This is a genomic window from Shimia sp. Alg240-R146 (assembly GCF_947331465.1).
Taxonomy (GTDB): domain Bacteria; phylum Pseudomonadota; class Alphaproteobacteria; order Rhodobacterales; family Rhodobacteraceae; genus Shimia.
Genome location: NZ_CAMZOK010000001.1, coordinates 937028 through 952205, shown reverse-complemented (window position 1 = coordinate 952205; position 15178 = coordinate 937028). Strand labels below are relative to the sequence as shown.

Here is a 15178-nt window from a genome sequence, read left to right as displayed (position 1 = left end):
TTATCAGGAAGGTGACCAACTAACCGAGCGGTCACAACCATAAAGCGTGTAAAATCCACAAAAAAAGCCGGCACCGCGTTTCCACGATGCCGGCCGATTTTTCAAATGATCCTCAGATCAGAAGTGCGCGGACTTGGTTGCCGAAGGCGCAGCCAGCGGCGGTGCAAATTTGGTCAGGTCAATGCCTTCCACCGCAGCCTTGTACTCTTCCAATGTCGGCGTACGGCCCAAAACGGCTGCCAGAACCACCAGCGGGGTCGAGCCCAACAGGCTCTCACCTTTCTTGGTCGCGCTATCCGCCACAACACGGCCTTGGAACAAGCGGGTCGAGGTCGCCAGAACAGTGTCGCCCTTCGCGGCTTTTTCTTGGTTGCCCATGCACAGGTTACAGCCCGGACGTTCGAGATAGAGAATGTTCTCATACTCTTTGCGCGCTTGCTCTTTCGGGAACAGATCGTCGAACTCAAAGCCCGAATATTTCTGCAGGATTTCCCAGTCACCCTCGGCCTTCATCTCGTCGATGATGTTATAGGTCGGCGCGGCCACAACCAGCGGTGCCTTGAACTCGACCTTACCGTTGGCAGCTTCGATGTTCTTCAACATCTGCGCGACGATCTTGATGTCGCCCTTGTGCACCATGCACGAGCCAACAAAGCCAAGATCCACTTTCTTCTCAGCCTTATAGAAGCTGATCGGACGGATGGTGTCGTGGGTATAGCGCTTGGATACATCGGCGTTGTTCACGTCAGGGTCGGCAATCATTGGCTCGACGATTTCGTCCAGATCCACAACCACTTCGGCAAAGTATTTGGCGTTGTCATCAGGTGTCAGCGCAGGCTTGTCACCGGATTTGATCTCGGCAATGCGGGCATCCGCGATGTCGATCAGGTTTTGCAGCATGCCATTTTCATGCTCCATGCCTTTGTCGATCATGATCTGGATACGCGACTTGGCCAGCTCAAGCGAGCCAACCAGTGTCTCGTCGTTGGAAATACAGACCGACGCTTTGGCCTTCATTTCCGCAGTCCAGTCAGTGAACGTGAACGCTTGGTCCGCCAGCAATGTGCCGATGTGCACTTCGATCACGCGGCCTTGGAACACGTTGTCGCCATGCTGTGCCAGCATCTGCAACTGGGTGGCGTGAACCACGTCGCGGAAATCCATGTGCTCGGCCATTTTGCCTTTGAAGGTCACTTTGACCGACTCAGGGATCGGCATCGATGCCTCACCAGTCGCCAGTGCCAGTGCCACCGTGCCACTGTCCGCACCAAAGGCGACGCCTTTGGACATACGTGTGTGGCTGTCGCCACCGATGATCACCGCCCAGTCGTCGACGGTGATGTCGTTCAGCACCTTGTGGATCACGTCGGTCATGGCGTGATATTCGCCTTTGGGGTCACGGCCTGTGACCAGACCAAAGTCGTTCATAAACTGCATCAGGCGCGGTGTGTTGGCCTGTGCTTTGGCATCCCAAACAGACGCGGTGTGACAGCCCGACTGATACGCGCCGTCCACGATTGGCGACACAACAGTGGCGGCCATCGCTTCGAGTTCCTGCATGGTCATCAGGCCGGTGGTGTCTTGGCTGCCCACGATATTGACCTTCACGCGCACATCGGAACCGGCGTGCAATGTCTTGCCCGGTGTGGTGCCCACTGCGTTTTTGTTAAAGATCTTCTCCACGGCGGTCAGCCCCTGACCCTCGTGGCTGATTTCTTTGGACGGTGCGAACACCGGTGTTGGCTCAACGCCCAACGCTTCGGCCGCAAATGTCTGCAGCTTCTTGCCGAAGACAATCGCATAAGACCCACCGGCCTTCATGAACTCCGCTTTTTGCGGGGTAAAGGACGAGGACACGTCGACCAACTCATCACCCTCTTCCGAGTAGAGCTTCTTGTCTTTGGTGTTGATCTTCAGAACCGTGCCGGTCTCAACAGAGTATGTCTGCTCAAGGATCGGGTTGCCGTCGTTGTTCAGGATCGCGTTGCCGTCTTCATCGGTTTTCTTGACCCAGTTCTTCAGGTCCAGACCGATACCGCCGGTCACGCCCACTGTGGTCAAAAAGATCGGCGAAATGCCGTTGGTGCCTGCCACGATCGGCGCATAGTTCACAAACGGCACATAAGGGCTGGCCTGTTTACCAGTCCAAAGCGCGACGTTGTTCACGCCCGACATCCGCGACGAGCCCACACCCATGGTGCCTTTTTCAGCAATCAACATCACCTGCTTGCCAGGGTGCTGCAGCTTCAGCTCGTTGATGTGCTTCTGCGCAGCTTCCGAGATCATGCACTTGCCGTGCAACTCGCGGTCCGCACGACTGTGCGCTTCGGCACCTGGCGACAGAAGGTCGGTGGAAATGTCGCCTTCGCCCGCCACATAGGTCACGATTTCGATTTCTTCCGCCATGTCTGGCAACTTGGTGAAAAACTCGGCCTTGGCGTAGCTTTCCAGCAAATCTTTGGCGATCGCATTGCCTGCAGCCAACGCATCACCCAGACGGGTCATGTCGGCGTCATACAGGAACACTTGTGTCTTCAGAACGTCGGCCGCTTGCGTCGCCACAGCAGCATCGTCGCCCAGCGCCAGATCGATCAGCACGTCAACTGAAGGGCCACCCTTCATGTGCGACAGCATTTCAAAGGCAAAATCCGGTGTGATCTCGGCCACAACAGCCTCGCCCAGAATGATCTCTTTCAGGAACTTCGCCTTTACGCCCGCCGCGCTAGTTGTGCCGGGCAGCGTGTTGTAAATGAAGAAGTCGAGCGCGCCTTCGCGCAGCTCATTTCCGGTGTCTTTGATCAGGTCGATCAGCTCGGCCACAAGGGGGCCGCCGTCAATCGGCTTAGGGCTCAGGCCCTCGCCTTTACGGGTTTCGATCTCGGTGAGGTAGTCGGTATACAAGCTCATGGTGATCCTAGCGATTTGGAGTTGGCGGGTGCATGAACGCCGAGTCTCAAGCTTATTTTTAAGGCTCGGTGGCTATTTGTATGCGGCTGTATACCAAACAGTCGAGAGTTGCAAGCCGTTCCAAGGGGTCGCAAAGGGTTCGGATGTCTCAAACTGTCGGCACCGGCGCCGCGTGCGGCCCTTTTGACATAAATCCCGGTCCGCCCCAAATGCTTCTTGGTCGCAGGCAAAATACTGCCGCGTTATGCCGCCACCGGCCTTGGCCCACCGCGCACGCGCATCAGGATCGACACCAAAATGGCGATGTTGAGCGCGTTCCAAACGATGCCATTGATGAACGCCAACCCATAGCTGCCGCTCACGTCGTAAATCCAACCTGACATCCACCCGCCGAGCGCCATGCCCATGATTGTTGCCATCATGACAAATCCGACGCGGCTGCCCGCCTCATTGGCCGGCATGTATTCCCGCACCACCAGCGCATAGGCCGGAACGATCCCGCCCTGCGCCAAGCCAAAGGCCGCGCTCACCAGATAAAGCGGCACCAGCCCGTCAAACGGCAGGAACAAGAACAACGCCATACATTGCAACACCGACCCGATTAACAATGTGATCAATCCGCCCAACTGATCCGCGACCAGCCCCGAAATCAGCCGCGACACCACGCCGCCCAACAACATCAGGGCCAGCATCTCGGCACCCACCGCTGGGCCAAAGCCCAAATCCACGCAGAAACTCACGATGTGTACCTGCGGCATCGACATCGCCACGCAACAGCCCACGCCGGCAATGCCCAAGACCCACATCAGCACCACAGGCTTGAATGGCGCTCCACCTTGTTTGGCATCTGCCGCCCTTTGTTGTGCCGCCAAGGCCTCCATCGGCACCCGCGGACGCAACAACAACGCCAAAGGCACAATCGCGACCACCGTGATCACCGCCAAAGCCACAAACACCCCGCGCCAGCCGAAATCGCTCTGCACGCCGCTCAGCAGCATTGGCCAAATCGCGCCGGACAGGTAATTCCCGCTCGCCGCAATCGCCACCGCGATCCCGCGTCGCTTTTGAAACCACAGCGATATGTCCGCAATCAGCGGCCCAAACCCGACCGCCGTGCCAAAGCCCAAAAAGAAATGCACCAACGACAGGATCGCCACCGACGGGCTCAGGGCCGCCAGCCCGTAACTCACCGCGCTCAACACCGCCGCGCCAATCAGCGATTTGCTGACCCCAAACCGGTCCACCGCGCGGCCAATTGCAAAATTGCCCACCGCAAAGCCGACCATCGTCAGCACATAAGGTACACTTGCACCCGCCCGATCGATGCCGAACTCGGCTTGGATCGACGGCATCACCACAATCACCGCCCACATGCCCACATTGGCAAACACCGCAATCACCAAAGTAATCGCGAGACGAATCCAGCTATAACGGCTGTCGAGAATGGGGTGATCAGTCATTGGGCCACGCTAGGCGGGCACGGCGCATCTGTATAGCTCCAGAACGACATGGGGTATCAGCCCGTGCCGCCCACCTGCTGATGCACCTCAACCACATTGCCCTCAGGATCGTGGAAAAACACCTGATGCCATTCCTTGGCAAAGGCGGTTCCGTAATCTGAGTACGGCACGTTGTTGTCCCGCAGCACCTGCAGAAACGCCGCGATATCATCGGTGCGAAACGCGATATGCCCGCGATCCACCGGATTGATCACCTGCCCGTTCACAAAGGCCACATCCAACCGCCGCTCCGCCAGATGCATCTGCATATCGCCATCTGTGGCAAAGCGGATTTTACCGTCATAGCCACTGTCTTCATCGGCTTTCGTGCGTGGAAAGTCTTCTTGCGGCACATCCGCAAGCCCCAAAACCTTGGTATAAAAATCGTGCAGCCGGTCCACATCGTGGGACACAAAATTAATGTGGTGGAATTCAAGTTTCATTGGCCGCTCCGACGCTGTTCATTGCTGTCCCTATAGAGCCAACAACCCAGTCAGGGATCAAGCCACTGTTGCGCCCAAACCAATCCGCTTAAGATTTGCCCGAGGCTTTCAGGCTGCTTGTATCGGTGAACGGCGGCTCACCGAAACTCTGGAACTCGCCGCCTTCCGACATGAAAGCCCAGCGCGCGACCAAAAGTTGATACTCCCGAGAATACCACTCTTCATCATCCTCAACGATGCGCGTGCGCCAAGACCCCTGTATTCGCACAGGAATGCGCACATCTTCGCGTTTTGGATGTTTCATGCCCCGATGAACAACATCGGTCGCTTCATCCCACCTGTGACGCAGCAGTCTGACCAATTCGTCGGCCTGCTTTTTTCTGCGCCCGGCGAAAATGACATCAACCTCAACTCCGTTCTGCACCAAACCTTTGATGATGATGTCATTGCGTGAGCTTTTGCCAAACTTCGTAATCAGCTCCACAACCAACTCCGTCGGAGGTTTCTTGAACAGTCCGCGATCCTCATAGGACGGGGTTATCAATACTGGGTTGCTGACACGCTTGTTCAATGTTCCGTTCCGCCGCTGGGGTAAGTTGCGCAAAATCAGATTTGCTGCGCCCAAAATTGCCGAAACGGATTAACAATTGATGTGTGCCAAGCGTTGCCAGTCAGGGTCGCCCCCCAACGCCAAACCGCACCGTCGCGTTGCAGACGCGATACCGACGTCATACAGACAGGCCTTATTGCCCCAAAGCCTGCCCTAAATCCGCGATCAGATCCTCGGCATGTTCCGCCCCCACAGAGATCCGCAACAACGTCTCCGGAATGCCTGTGTGCGGCTCGATGGTATAGCGATGCTCCACAAGACTCTCCACGCCACCCAATGACGTCGCCCGATGGAAAAGCTTCATCTTTCCAGCCACTTGCAACGCGGTCTCGCGGTCCCCTTTGACCAGAAAGGACATCAGAAACCCGAACCCGCCCGGCATCTGCGCCTTCGCCAGATCATGCTCCGCATGGCTTTCAAGACCTGGATAAAGCACGTCATCGACCTTCGGGTGATCCACCAAAAAGTCCGCTATTTTCATAGCGTTATCCACCATCCGCTCCACGCGCAACGCCATCGTGCGCATGCCGCGCAACAACAGCCACGCCTCGAACGGTCCCATCACAGCGCCTGCGCTGGCACGATCGGTTTCAATCTCTTCCCAGACCGGCGTGATCTCTTTGGTGATCAACACACCACCCAGCACATCCGAGTGCCCGTTGATCACTTTGGTGGTCGAGTGCATCACGATATCTGCCCCCAATTTCAACGGGTTGGTCAGAACCGGCGAGGCCGCCGTGCTGTCCACCGCCAACAGCGCCCCACAGCTCTCGGCCGCCTTTTTGGCAGCCGCAACATCCGTGATCTTGAGCCACGGATTGCTTGGGGTCTCCACCCAAACGATATTCGCAGGTCCTTTGGCACACACATCCGCCAACGCTGCCGCATCGCTTGCGTCCACTTCGTCCACATCTATCTGACGACGTTCACAAAAATCGCGCACCCACTTGGTGGTGTTCCAATAAATGCCAGACTGGATAACCACCCGCCCCCCTGTCGGAACCGTGCGAAACAGCGCCGCAATCGCGGCCATGCCTGACGGGAAAAGCAACCCCGCCTCGCCTCCTTCCAACTGGGCCAGGACGCCCTCTGCTTGGCGCACCACATCGTTGTGCGGCCGCGCATAAACATTGTCCGGATTCAACGGTTTATAGTTTTCGTCCCGCACAAACGTCGTGGCTGGCTGGATCGGTGGAACCACACCGCCGCTTTGTGCATCAATCGCCCCGCCGGCCTGCGCCAACAAGGTCTCCGGCCGCATATCCTTGATATCCATCGTCTTTCCCTCACGCTCTTGCGGCACAGATGATCCCAGCCAAAGCGAACTTGCAACCCCAACACGCCCCCGTGTAGGAACGGCTCATGACCCGCGTGATCCTCTTTAACAAACCCTTCGATGTGCTGTCGCAATTCACCGACAAAGGCCTTGAGGGCAGCACCCGCCGCACGCTGTCGGACTTCATCGACGTGCCCAAAGTCTATCCCGCCGGCCGTCTGGACCGTGATAGCGAGGGGCTGATGGTGCTGACAGATGACGGCAAACTGCAGGCCCGCATCGCCGATCCGCGTCACAAGATGGCCAAGACGTATTGGGTACAGGTCGAGGGCCTGCCGGATGATGCAGCACTGGCCGCGTTACGCAAAGGCGTGACGCTCAAGGACGGGCTGACAAAACCCGCCGACGTGAAACGCATTGACGAACCCGCCGATCTTTGGCCACGAACTCCGCCGATCCGCGTGCGTAAATCAGTTCCCGATTGCTGGATTGCGCTGACAATCCGCGAAGGTCGCAACCGCCAAGTGCGCCGCATGACCGCCGCCGTGGGCCACCCCACGCTGCGGCTGATCCGGGCACGCGTCGGCGACTGGTCACTTGGCGACTTGGCGACGGGTGAATGGCGAGACAGCCAGCCCTAAACAGTTAACAACAACTGCCCACTTTTCCTGTGGATAAACACCACATATAGTGGACAGCAAAACACGCCCGCAGTAAGTGGGCGACAAACAACGGATCAGGGGCAACGGGCATGGCGCATATCATTGTGGTCGGCAACGAAAAGGGCGGCGCGGGCAAATCCACGTTGTCGATGCACATCGCCACCGCTCTTACGCGGATGGGCCACAAGGTTGGCGCGCTTGATCTGGACTTGCGCCAGAAAAGCTTTGGCCGCTACGTCGAAAACCGCCTGAAATATGCCAATGAACATGGCCTCGACTTGCCCACTCCGGACTATCACGATCTGCCGGAAATCGACCCTGCAACGCTGAAGCCCGGCGAAAACATTTATGATCTGCGCCTGTCAGCAGCGGTAGCAACGCTGGAACCTGACAGCGACTTCATTCTGATTGATTGCCCGGGTTCGCACACCCGCCTCTCGCAGGTCGCGCACTCGTTGGCGGACACGCTGGTGACACCGTTGAACGACAGCTTTGTCGACTTTGACCTTCTGGCCCACATCGACGGCGACGCCGACACAATCACCGGCCCGTCTGTGTACTCTGAAATGGTCTGGAGCGCGCGGCAGTTGCGCGCACAGGCCGGGTTGCAGCCAATCGACTGGATCGTCATGCGCAACCGTATGGGCGCGCAGCAAATGGTCAACAAAGAGAAAATGGGCAAGGCGCTGGACAAACTTGCCAAGCGTATCGGCTTTCGTGTGGCGCCGGGCTTTAACGAGCGTGTCATTTTCCGCGAACTCTTCCCGCGCGGCATTACCCTTCTGGATTTGCGCGACATCGGGGTCAAACAGCTCAACATTTCTAACGTCGCCGCCCGTCAGGAATTGCGCGAACTGATCAAAGCGCTAAACCTTCCCGGCGTTACGCCCGACTTCTGACTCGATCAGATGAGTGCGCCAACGGCCATAAAACCAATGCGGAACCGCCTGACGATCATGGCGGGCATCGCAGTGGCAGAGCTTCTGGCCGTGATTATCACCTATCAGGTCATAGCCTCCATCGAATGCCGTCAGACCGAGATCGAGGCCGCTTGTCGCGCGCTTCGGTCAATGACCGCCCGAGGTCTCGCGGTGATAACGGTTCTGGCGCTTTATTTCTGGCTGCGCCCCCGCGCCTATCAAGCGTTGCGCGAGGCAACCCAATCCGCCCCCGGCCCGCACATTTGGCTGACGTTGCATGGTTTGGGGCTGGCGCTGATCTTTTTGCCTTTGCCGCTTTTTGGGGCCACTGAGATTTCGCACCGGTTTCTGCCAACACTCTTGATGATGACCGCTGGCGGCACGCTCGCCGCACTGGGCGCGCTGCTTTGGATTACACCTGCGCGCCAATGGTGGCGCTGGCTGCAATCCCAAAGCTATTTCCTGCCCGTGGCCCTGCTTGGCGCCGTCATCGTGCCTGATCTGGCGGATCTGATGCGCCCCTTGTGGAACATCGCGGATCTGTCGAGTCTGACCTTCTTTCTGGTGTTTCTGGTGCTGTCGGCCATGGGCGTAGACGTCGGCGTAGATCCTGCAAGTTATGTGATCGGCTATGATGATTTTTTCGTGCAGATCGCCAGCCAATGCTCCGGTGTTGAAGGCATCGCGCTGATCACCATCTTCATGGGGCTTTATGCGATGTTGATGAAGGCCGACCTGCGCATGCGCCGCTTCTGGCTCGCGCTTTTTCCGCTGGCAGTGCTGTGCAGTTGGCTCTTTAACATTTTGCGCATCGCGATCCTGATCGTGATTGGCGCCGAAGTGTCTGCGGAACACGCGCTAAACGGGTTTCATTCCTACGCAGGCTGGCTGATGTTCACAGCCCTCGCCCTTGGTGTTGTCGCCGTGGCTCACCAATGGGCCTGGCTGCACCGCACGCCTCGTGACCGTAACGACCTGCCAAGACTGGCTGAAGAAGGCTTAGCGGCCCTGATTGTGCCGTTTATCGTGATGATGATCACTGGCGTCGTAGCATCCGCGTTCTGGCCCACCCCGTCGGACGCCTACCCGTTTCGCGCCGTTGCGATGCTGTGTGTGCTACTTTACTTTCGTCCCGCCCTTGTCCGCCTTGTGCAACGCCCCGAAGCCCTCGCCGTACTTGCAGGCATCGCGGTCGGCGCGCTCTGGCTGATCACTGCGCCAGTGACCCAAGCACAGGCAGCCGCGCCTTCGACGGCATGGATTGCCTTTCGTCTACTGGGCACCATCGCTTTGGTGCCAGTGATCGAAGAGTTGTTTTTCCGGGGCTATATTCAGCGCCGCCTGATGCGCGGCGGGCTGATCTGGGTGGTTTTGGCGCTTTTGCTGCCGAACCTGTTGTTTGGACTGCTACACGAACGCTATCTCGCTGGTATGCTTGCGGGCGCGGTGTTTGGTTTGCTCGCTTTGCGAAAGCATGGGCTTACAAACGCAATCGCGGCCCATGGGGCTGCGAACGCTGTGATTGCGGTCTATGTGTTGTTCACCGCCAATTGGGCGCTGATCTAAACGATCAATCCGCCTTGTTGCGGCGGCGGCGCAGTTCCCAAACCAACGCCAATGTGGCCAGCACAGCTGCCATTGCCAAAAGGCCGGCACCCGCGTCAATCTCTGGAACAGCGTTAGAAGAACCACCTGTAGAGCCACCAGTTGAACCACCAGTGTTGCCGCCAAACCAACGCCACCACCAGTTGCTGCGCCATCCGCCACTGTCTTGAGACAAGGCCGATGTCGCCGTCAATAGTGTTGCGCCTACAGACATCAACGCCAATTTGGTTGTCGTTTTCAAACCCATGCCGCCCTCTCGAAATAACCTAAACTTTGATCCAAAATGCCACACACCAACTGGTACAGGCAAGTGCAACGCCACAATTTCGCCTTAAACGCGCATGATTGTCGCCCGTCCGAAAACAATGACGCCGCTGCGCGCAGACTGTTAGCCAGCCACCCGCGATTTGCCTGTCATTTTGGCGAACCGGCCGAATCAGTTGTTCCACCCAACCGACATAAAACACGCTTCAGTTGCGCAACTTCGTCAGCAGTGAACCCATCCAGAAGCGCCTCTTCATACCGTTCAGCAGTGTCTCGCAGATCCCGGTAAACCGCTTCACCCGCAGGCGTCAAAACCAGCCATTCGACCCGTCGATCGGTTTCGCTTGGCATCCGTTTCAGATACCGACGTTGCCCAAGCCGATAGACGGCGCGGCTCACTTTTGTCTTATGAATCTTGCCGCGTGTGCCAATATCCGTGGCGGTCATCTCGCCAAACATGCCCAGATGAAACAGCACGCGCCATTCAGTGCGCAACAACCCGTAGCGGTCTTTATAGACCTTCTGGAACGTCAGGCTGGATTCTTCAGCTGCCTGATTTAGCAGATAGGGCAGAAACCTAAGCAGGTCGAACCCTTCGATTTTGGCAGTCTCAGTCATGAATCAGTACGCCTCCTGCTTGTTAGTTACAAAAACAACCATTACCAGTGCAACCAAATTCGAGATGGAGACAAAACGTGACCAAACACACCCTCCCGACCCGCATGCAAATTGCCCCGTCCATTCCCGGCCCGCACGAGGGTTATATGCCCGGCTTTGGCAACGACTACGAAACCGAGGCCCTGCCCGGTGCTTTGCCCCAAGGCATGAACAGCCCGCAGAAGTGCAACTACGGCCTTTATGGGGAGCAGTTGTCAGGCACGGCTTTCACCGCCGAATCTGTGGAACGCACATGGTGCTACCGCATTCGTCCGTCGGTAAAACACAGTCACCGTTATGAAAAAATCGATGTGCCGTCTTGGAAGTCCGCCCCCTGCGTGGACCCCGACGTAACTTCGCTTGGTCAGTACCGCTGGGACCCTATGCCCCATACCGAAGAGGCCCTGACATGGATCACCGGTATGCGCACCATGACCACCGCGGGTGATGTGAACACCCAAGTCGGCATGGCCTCTCATGTCTATCTGGTGAACACGACGATGGAGGATGATTACTTTTTCTCCGCCGATTCCGAACTGCTGGTGATTCCGCAAGAAGGCGTGCTGCGATTCTCCACCGAATTGGGCGTCATCGATCTTGAACCCAAAGAAATCGCCATCATTCCACGCGGCCTGTTGTATCGCGTCGAAGTGCTAGAAGGGCCAGCCCGTGGGTTTGTTTGCGAAAACTACGGCCAGAAATTCGAATTGCCCGGACGTGGTCCGATTGGGGCCAACTGCATGGCCAACCCGCGCGATTTCAAAGCACCTGTTGCCGCTTTTGAAGACCGCGAAGTGCCTTCGACCGTGACCGTGAAATGGTGCGGACAGTTCCACCGCACCAACATTAATCAAAGCCCGCTGGATGTGGTGGCGTGGCACGGCAACTATGCGCCGGTGAAATACGACCTGCGCACCTATTGCCCAGTTGGTGCGATTCTGTTTGACCACCCCGACCCCTCGATCTTCACCGTCCTGACCGCGCCCTCAGGCCAGCCCGGCACCGCCAACATCGACTTTGTTCTGTTCCGCGAACGCTGGATGGTGGCCGAGGATACCTTCCGTCCTCCGTGGTATCACAAGAACATCATGTCCGAGTTGATGGGCAACATTTACGGCCAGTATGACGCCAAGCCGCAGGGCTTCGTCCCGGGCGGGATGAGCCTGCACAACATGATGATCCCGCACGGACCGGACAAGAACGCCTTTGAAGGCGCGTCCGAGGCCAAGCTGGAGGCCGAGAAGCTCGACAACACCATGTCGTTCATGATCGAAACCCGCTTCCCGCAGCACCTGACCGACTTCGCCGGTCGCCAGGCCCCGATGCAGGATGATTATATCGATTGCTGGAGCGATCTGGAGAAGAAGTTCGACGGCACACCCGGGAAGAAGTAAACTCACACCTAAGGGGGCCACGTGTCTTTCGCGTGGCTCCCATTGGGTATTTTAGCCAGAAAGACGCAGGGGACGCCCTGCACCACAAGGAAACGCGCATGTCTTTGATGAAAAGCTGGGTGGAGAGCGCCAACGCGCCCGACCACCCTTTCCCCCTTAACAACCTGCCATATGGTGTGTTCTCACACGCCGGAACCGAGCAACGCTGCGGCGTCGCCATTGGCGATATGATCCTTGATATGGCCGCAGCCGAAGAAGCCGGTCTGGTACAGGTTTCTGATGAGCCGGTCTTTGATCTGCCCTATTGGAACGACGTCATGGATCTCGGCGCCGAAGCATGGGGCGACCTGCGCACGCACCTGATCGCATTGCTGTCCGAAGGCAGCGCCGAGCGCGCCGCCGTTGAGCCTTTGCTAGTGCCAATGGCTGAGGCCGAACTTCACATGCCCATCGCGGTCAGCGAATACACCGACTTCTACGCCGGTCGCCACCATGCGACCAATGTCGGCACCATGTTCCGTGGCGCGGAAAATGCGCTGCCGCCAAACTGGTTGCACATCCCGATTGGCTACAACGGTCGCGCGTCGTCCGTTGTCGTGTCCGGCACCGACATCCGCCGCCCATGGGGTCAGCTGAAGTCGCCAGATCACGACATGCCCGCCTTCCTGCCCTGTCGCCGCTTTGACATCGAACTGGAAATGGGCGCCATTGTCGGCACCGCCTCCGATGGCCCGATTTCGGTGAAGGAAGCCGACGACAACATCTTTGGCTATGTGCTGCTGAACGACTGGTCCGCGCGTGACATTCAGGCGTGGGAATACCAGCCGCTAGGCCCGTTTCAGGCCAAGGCCACCGCAACCTCCATCTCGCCTTGGATCGTGACTAAGGCAGCACTGGAGCCGTTCCGCACCATGACACCTGAGCGCGAGTTTGAGCTTCTGGACCACATCAAGGACGTGGGCCCGATGCTCTATGACATCGACCTCACCGTGACCATGGCACCCGAGGGCAAAGAAGCCACCACCATCACCCGTACCAACTATGACCAGATGTATTATTCCGCCGCACAACAGCTGGCGCATCACTCCACATCGGGATGCCCGATGAATGTGGGTGATTTGTTGGGATCCGGCACAATTTCCGGCCCGACCAAACCCGAACGCGGCAGCCTTCTCGAACTCAGCTGGGGTGGCAAAGAGCCGCTGACATTGGGCACCGGCGAAACCCGCACCTTTATCGAGGACGGCGACACGCTTACCCTCGGCGGTAGCGCCAAGGGCGATGGCTACACCATCGGATTTGGCACCTGCACCGGAACGGTCCTGCCAGCGCTGGAAGACCCCTACAAACGCTGAGCACCGGAGCCCGCCATGACACACCGCCCCGAATATGTCGGATATATCGCGATGAGCCTTGATGGGTTCATCGCAACTCCGGACGGCGGTGTAGAATGGCTGAACCCGTTCAACGAGGCGATTGCGTCTGATGGTGGCGATGGCGGCTACGGTGATTTCATCACCGAAATTGACGCACTCATGGTGGGTCACGCGACCTACATCCAAGTGCTTGGATGGGGCTGGCCTTATGAAGCCCGCCCCGCCTATGTGTTGACGCATCGACACGACTTCAAAGGCGATCACATCGCCGCTGCCGGACCGGTCGAAGACCTCAAGGCTGCGATCGAAACTGCGGATCATCACCGCATCTGGATCATGGGCGGCGGACAGACCCAACGCGCCGCAATGGATGCGGGCATGTTTGACCGCATCTCGATCTTCCTCATGCCAACGCTTCTGGGGCGCGGCCTGCCGTGCTTTGCCCCTGGCGCTCAACACAATCTGTCGCTGACCGCATCGCATCCGATGCCCGGCGGCATCATGAAACTCGACTACATCTTCAAGGATTGACCCACATGGCCAAGGCATTTGCGTCGCAAGGCGACATGACGGAAAAAAACATCTCCTTCACCGAAGTTGGCGACGGGCTTTATGCCTTCACCGCCGAGGGCGACCCCAACTCCGGTGTGATCATCGGCGACGACAGCGTGATGATCGTTGAGGCACAGGCCACACCGCGCCTTGCCAACAAAGTCATCGAATGCGTGCGCACAGTGACGGACAAGCCGATCTCCCATGTTGTGCTGACCCACTATCACGCTGTGCGCGTGCTGGGTGCGTCCGCTTATGGCGCAGATCAGATCATCATGGGCGACGCCGCCCGCGCGATGGTGGTGGAGCGTGGCCAGGAAGACTGGGACAGTGAATTCCAACGCTTCCCACGCCTGTTTGAAGGCCACGAAAGCATTCCCGGCCTGACCTATCCGACCACTTCGTTTTCCGAGGACATGACTGTCTACCTCGGCAACCGCCGCATCGACCTGATGCATCTGGGTCGCGCCCACACTGCCGGCGACATCGTGATCCACGTGCCGGATCAGAACGTCATGTTCACCGGCGACATCGTTGAATACCATTCTGCCTGCTATTGCGGCGACGGGCATTTCTCCGATTGGGGCGACACACTCGACAACATTGCGTCGTTTGATGTGGACGCCATCGCACCCGGTCGCGGCGATGCTTTGATCGGAAAACAGATGGTCAACGCCGCCATCGAAAACACCCGCGATTTTGTCGAAAGCACTTATCGTCCGGCGGCGCGTGTTGCCGCCCGCAACGGCACTTTGAAAGAAGCATGGGACGCCGTGCGCGCGGAATGTGACCCGAAATTTGGCGACTACGCCATCTATGAGCACTGCCTGCCCTTCAACGTTGCCCGCGCCTATGACGAGGCGCGAGGCATCGACACCCCTCGCATCTGGACCGCCCAGCGCGACATTGAAATGTGGGAAGCCTTGCAGGGCTAAAGACCCGTCTTTGATCCAGATCGTGGCGGGATACCGCCCGGTCTGGAACACTGCGTGACCAAACGATGCGCGCACCTG

Annotated in this window: 14 protein-coding genes; 7 read left to right on the top strand and 7 right to left on the bottom strand. The window is 58.0% G+C overall.

Going from position 1 to position 15178, the window contains the following annotated elements:
* Positions 1-117: 117 nt before the first annotated feature.
* The 5 genes from PG871_RS04550 to PG871_RS04530 all read right to left on the bottom strand — a co-directional run bounded on the left by PG871_RS04550 (position 118) and on the right by PG871_RS04530 (position 6735).
* A complete protein-coding gene (locus PG871_RS04550) occupies positions 118-2907 on the bottom strand; it encodes a bifunctional aconitate hydratase 2/2-methylisocitrate dehydratase (RefSeq protein WP_270726524.1) in 2790 nt (929 codons plus the stop codon).
* A gap of 242 nt (positions 2908-3149) precedes the next feature.
* Positions 3150-4367 carry an MFS transporter gene (locus tag PG871_RS04545; RefSeq protein WP_270726521.1) on the bottom strand — a complete coding sequence of 406 codons (1218 nt, stop codon included), beginning with the start codon at positions 4365-4367 and terminating at the stop codon, positions 3150-3152.
* 56 nt (positions 4368-4423) lie between these two features.
* On the bottom strand, positions 4424-4849 hold the full coding sequence (locus PG871_RS04540; RefSeq protein ID WP_270726519.1) for a VOC family protein: 426 nt from the start codon (positions 4847-4849) through the stop codon (positions 4424-4426).
* Between the two features lie 88 nt (positions 4850-4937).
* Complete coding sequence (locus tag PG871_RS04535; RefSeq protein ID WP_270726515.1) at positions 4938-5420, bottom strand: hypothetical protein; 483 nt, start codon at positions 5418-5420, stop codon at positions 4938-4940.
* Between the two features lie 172 nt (positions 5421-5592).
* Positions 5593-6735: a trans-sulfuration enzyme family protein gene (locus PG871_RS04530; RefSeq protein ID WP_270726512.1), complete on the bottom strand. Its 1143-nt coding sequence runs from the start codon at positions 6733-6735 to the stop codon at positions 5593-5595.
* 86 nt (positions 6736-6821) lie between these two features.
* Here PG871_RS04530 and PG871_RS04525 point away from each other — a divergent pair, with 86 nt between their 5' ends.
* From PG871_RS04525 to xrtE, 3 genes are all read left to right on the top strand, one after another.
* A complete protein-coding gene (locus PG871_RS04525; RefSeq protein ID WP_270726509.1) occupies positions 6822-7376 on the top strand; it encodes a pseudouridine synthase in 555 nt (184 codons plus the stop codon).
* Positions 7377-7486: 110 nt separating this feature from the next.
* Positions 7487-8296: a division plane positioning ATPase MipZ gene (locus PG871_RS04520; protein ID WP_270726506.1), complete on the top strand. Its 810-nt coding sequence runs from the start codon at positions 7487-7489 to the stop codon at positions 8294-8296.
* A 9-nt stretch (positions 8297-8305) separates the two neighbouring features.
* Positions 8306-9883: an exosortase E/protease, VPEID-CTERM system gene (gene xrtE, locus PG871_RS04515; protein ID WP_270726501.1), complete on the top strand. Its 1578-nt coding sequence runs from the start codon at positions 8306-8308 to the stop codon at positions 9881-9883.
* Between the two features lie 4 nt (positions 9884-9887).
* On the opposite strand, the gene PG871_RS04510 is transcribed toward xrtE, so the two are convergent.
* Entirely contained in the window at positions 9888-10169 is a 282-nt protein-coding gene (locus PG871_RS04510) for a VPEID-CTERM sorting domain-containing protein (RefSeq protein WP_270726498.1), read from the bottom strand.
* A gap of 167 nt (positions 10170-10336) precedes the next feature.
* A complete protein-coding gene (locus PG871_RS04505; protein WP_270726495.1) occupies positions 10337-10804 on the bottom strand; it encodes a MarR family winged helix-turn-helix transcriptional regulator in 468 nt (155 codons plus the stop codon).
* Positions 10805-10908: 104 nt separating this feature from the next.
* Between PG871_RS04505 and hmgA the strand changes: the two genes are divergently transcribed.
* From hmgA to PG871_RS04485, 4 genes are all read left to right on the top strand, one after another.
* On the top strand, positions 10909-12237 hold the full coding sequence (gene hmgA / locus PG871_RS04500; protein WP_270728716.1) for a homogentisate 1,2-dioxygenase: 1329 nt from the start codon (positions 10909-10911) through the stop codon (positions 12235-12237).
* 98 nt (positions 12238-12335) lie between these two features.
* The gene (gene fahA, locus PG871_RS04495; protein WP_270726492.1) at positions 12336-13592 is read left to right on the top strand and encodes a fumarylacetoacetase; all 1257 of its coding nucleotides are present in this window, start codon (positions 12336-12338) and stop codon (positions 13590-13592) included.
* 15 nt (positions 13593-13607) lie between these two features.
* Entirely contained in the window at positions 13608-14144 is a 537-nt protein-coding gene (locus PG871_RS04490; protein ID WP_270726489.1) for a dihydrofolate reductase family protein, read from the top strand.
* A gap of 5 nt (positions 14145-14149) precedes the next feature.
* Positions 14150-15100 carry an MBL fold metallo-hydrolase gene (locus tag PG871_RS04485; protein ID WP_054001043.1) on the top strand — a complete coding sequence of 317 codons (951 nt, stop codon included), beginning with the start codon at positions 14150-14152 and terminating at the stop codon, positions 15098-15100.
* The last annotated feature ends 78 nt before the right edge of the window (positions 15101-15178 follow it).

Coding starts and splice junctions, on each gene's coding strand:
- PG871_RS04550 (WP_270726524.1), bottom strand. CDS start 2,907: ATGAGCTTGTATACCGACTACCTCACCGAGATCGAAACCCGTAAAGGC.
- PG871_RS04545 (WP_270726521.1), bottom strand. CDS start 4,367: ATGACTGATCACCCCATTCTCGACAGCCGTTATAGCTGGATTCGTCTC.
- PG871_RS04540 (WP_270726519.1), bottom strand. CDS start 4,849: ATGAAACTTGAATTCCACCACATTAATTTTGTGTCCCACGATGTGGAC.
- PG871_RS04530 (WP_270726512.1), bottom strand. CDS start 6,735: ATGGATATCAAGGATATGCGGCCGGAGACCTTGTTGGCGCAGGCCGGC.
- PG871_RS04525 (WP_270726509.1), top strand. CDS start 6,822: ATGACCCGCGTGATCCTCTTTAACAAACCCTTCGATGTGCTGTCGCAA.
- PG871_RS04520 (WP_270726506.1), top strand. CDS start 7,487: ATGGCGCATATCATTGTGGTCGGCAACGAAAAGGGCGGCGCGGGCAAA.
- xrtE (WP_270726501.1), top strand. CDS start 8,306: ATGAGTGCGCCAACGGCCATAAAACCAATGCGGAACCGCCTGACGATC.
- PG871_RS04510 (WP_270726498.1), bottom strand. CDS start 10,169: ATGGGTTTGAAAACGACAACCAAATTGGCGTTGATGTCTGTAGGCGCA.
- PG871_RS04505 (WP_270726495.1), bottom strand. CDS start 10,804: ATGACTGAGACTGCCAAAATCGAAGGGTTCGACCTGCTTAGGTTTCTG.
- hmgA (WP_270728716.1), top strand. CDS start 10,909: ATGCAAATTGCCCCGTCCATTCCCGGCCCGCACGAGGGTTATATGCCC.
- fahA (WP_270726492.1), top strand. CDS start 12,336: ATGTCTTTGATGAAAAGCTGGGTGGAGAGCGCCAACGCGCCCGACCAC.
- PG871_RS04490 (WP_270726489.1), top strand. CDS start 13,608: ATGACACACCGCCCCGAATATGTCGGATATATCGCGATGAGCCTTGAT.
- PG871_RS04485 (WP_054001043.1), top strand. CDS start 14,150: ATGGCCAAGGCATTTGCGTCGCAAGGCGACATGACGGAAAAAAACATC.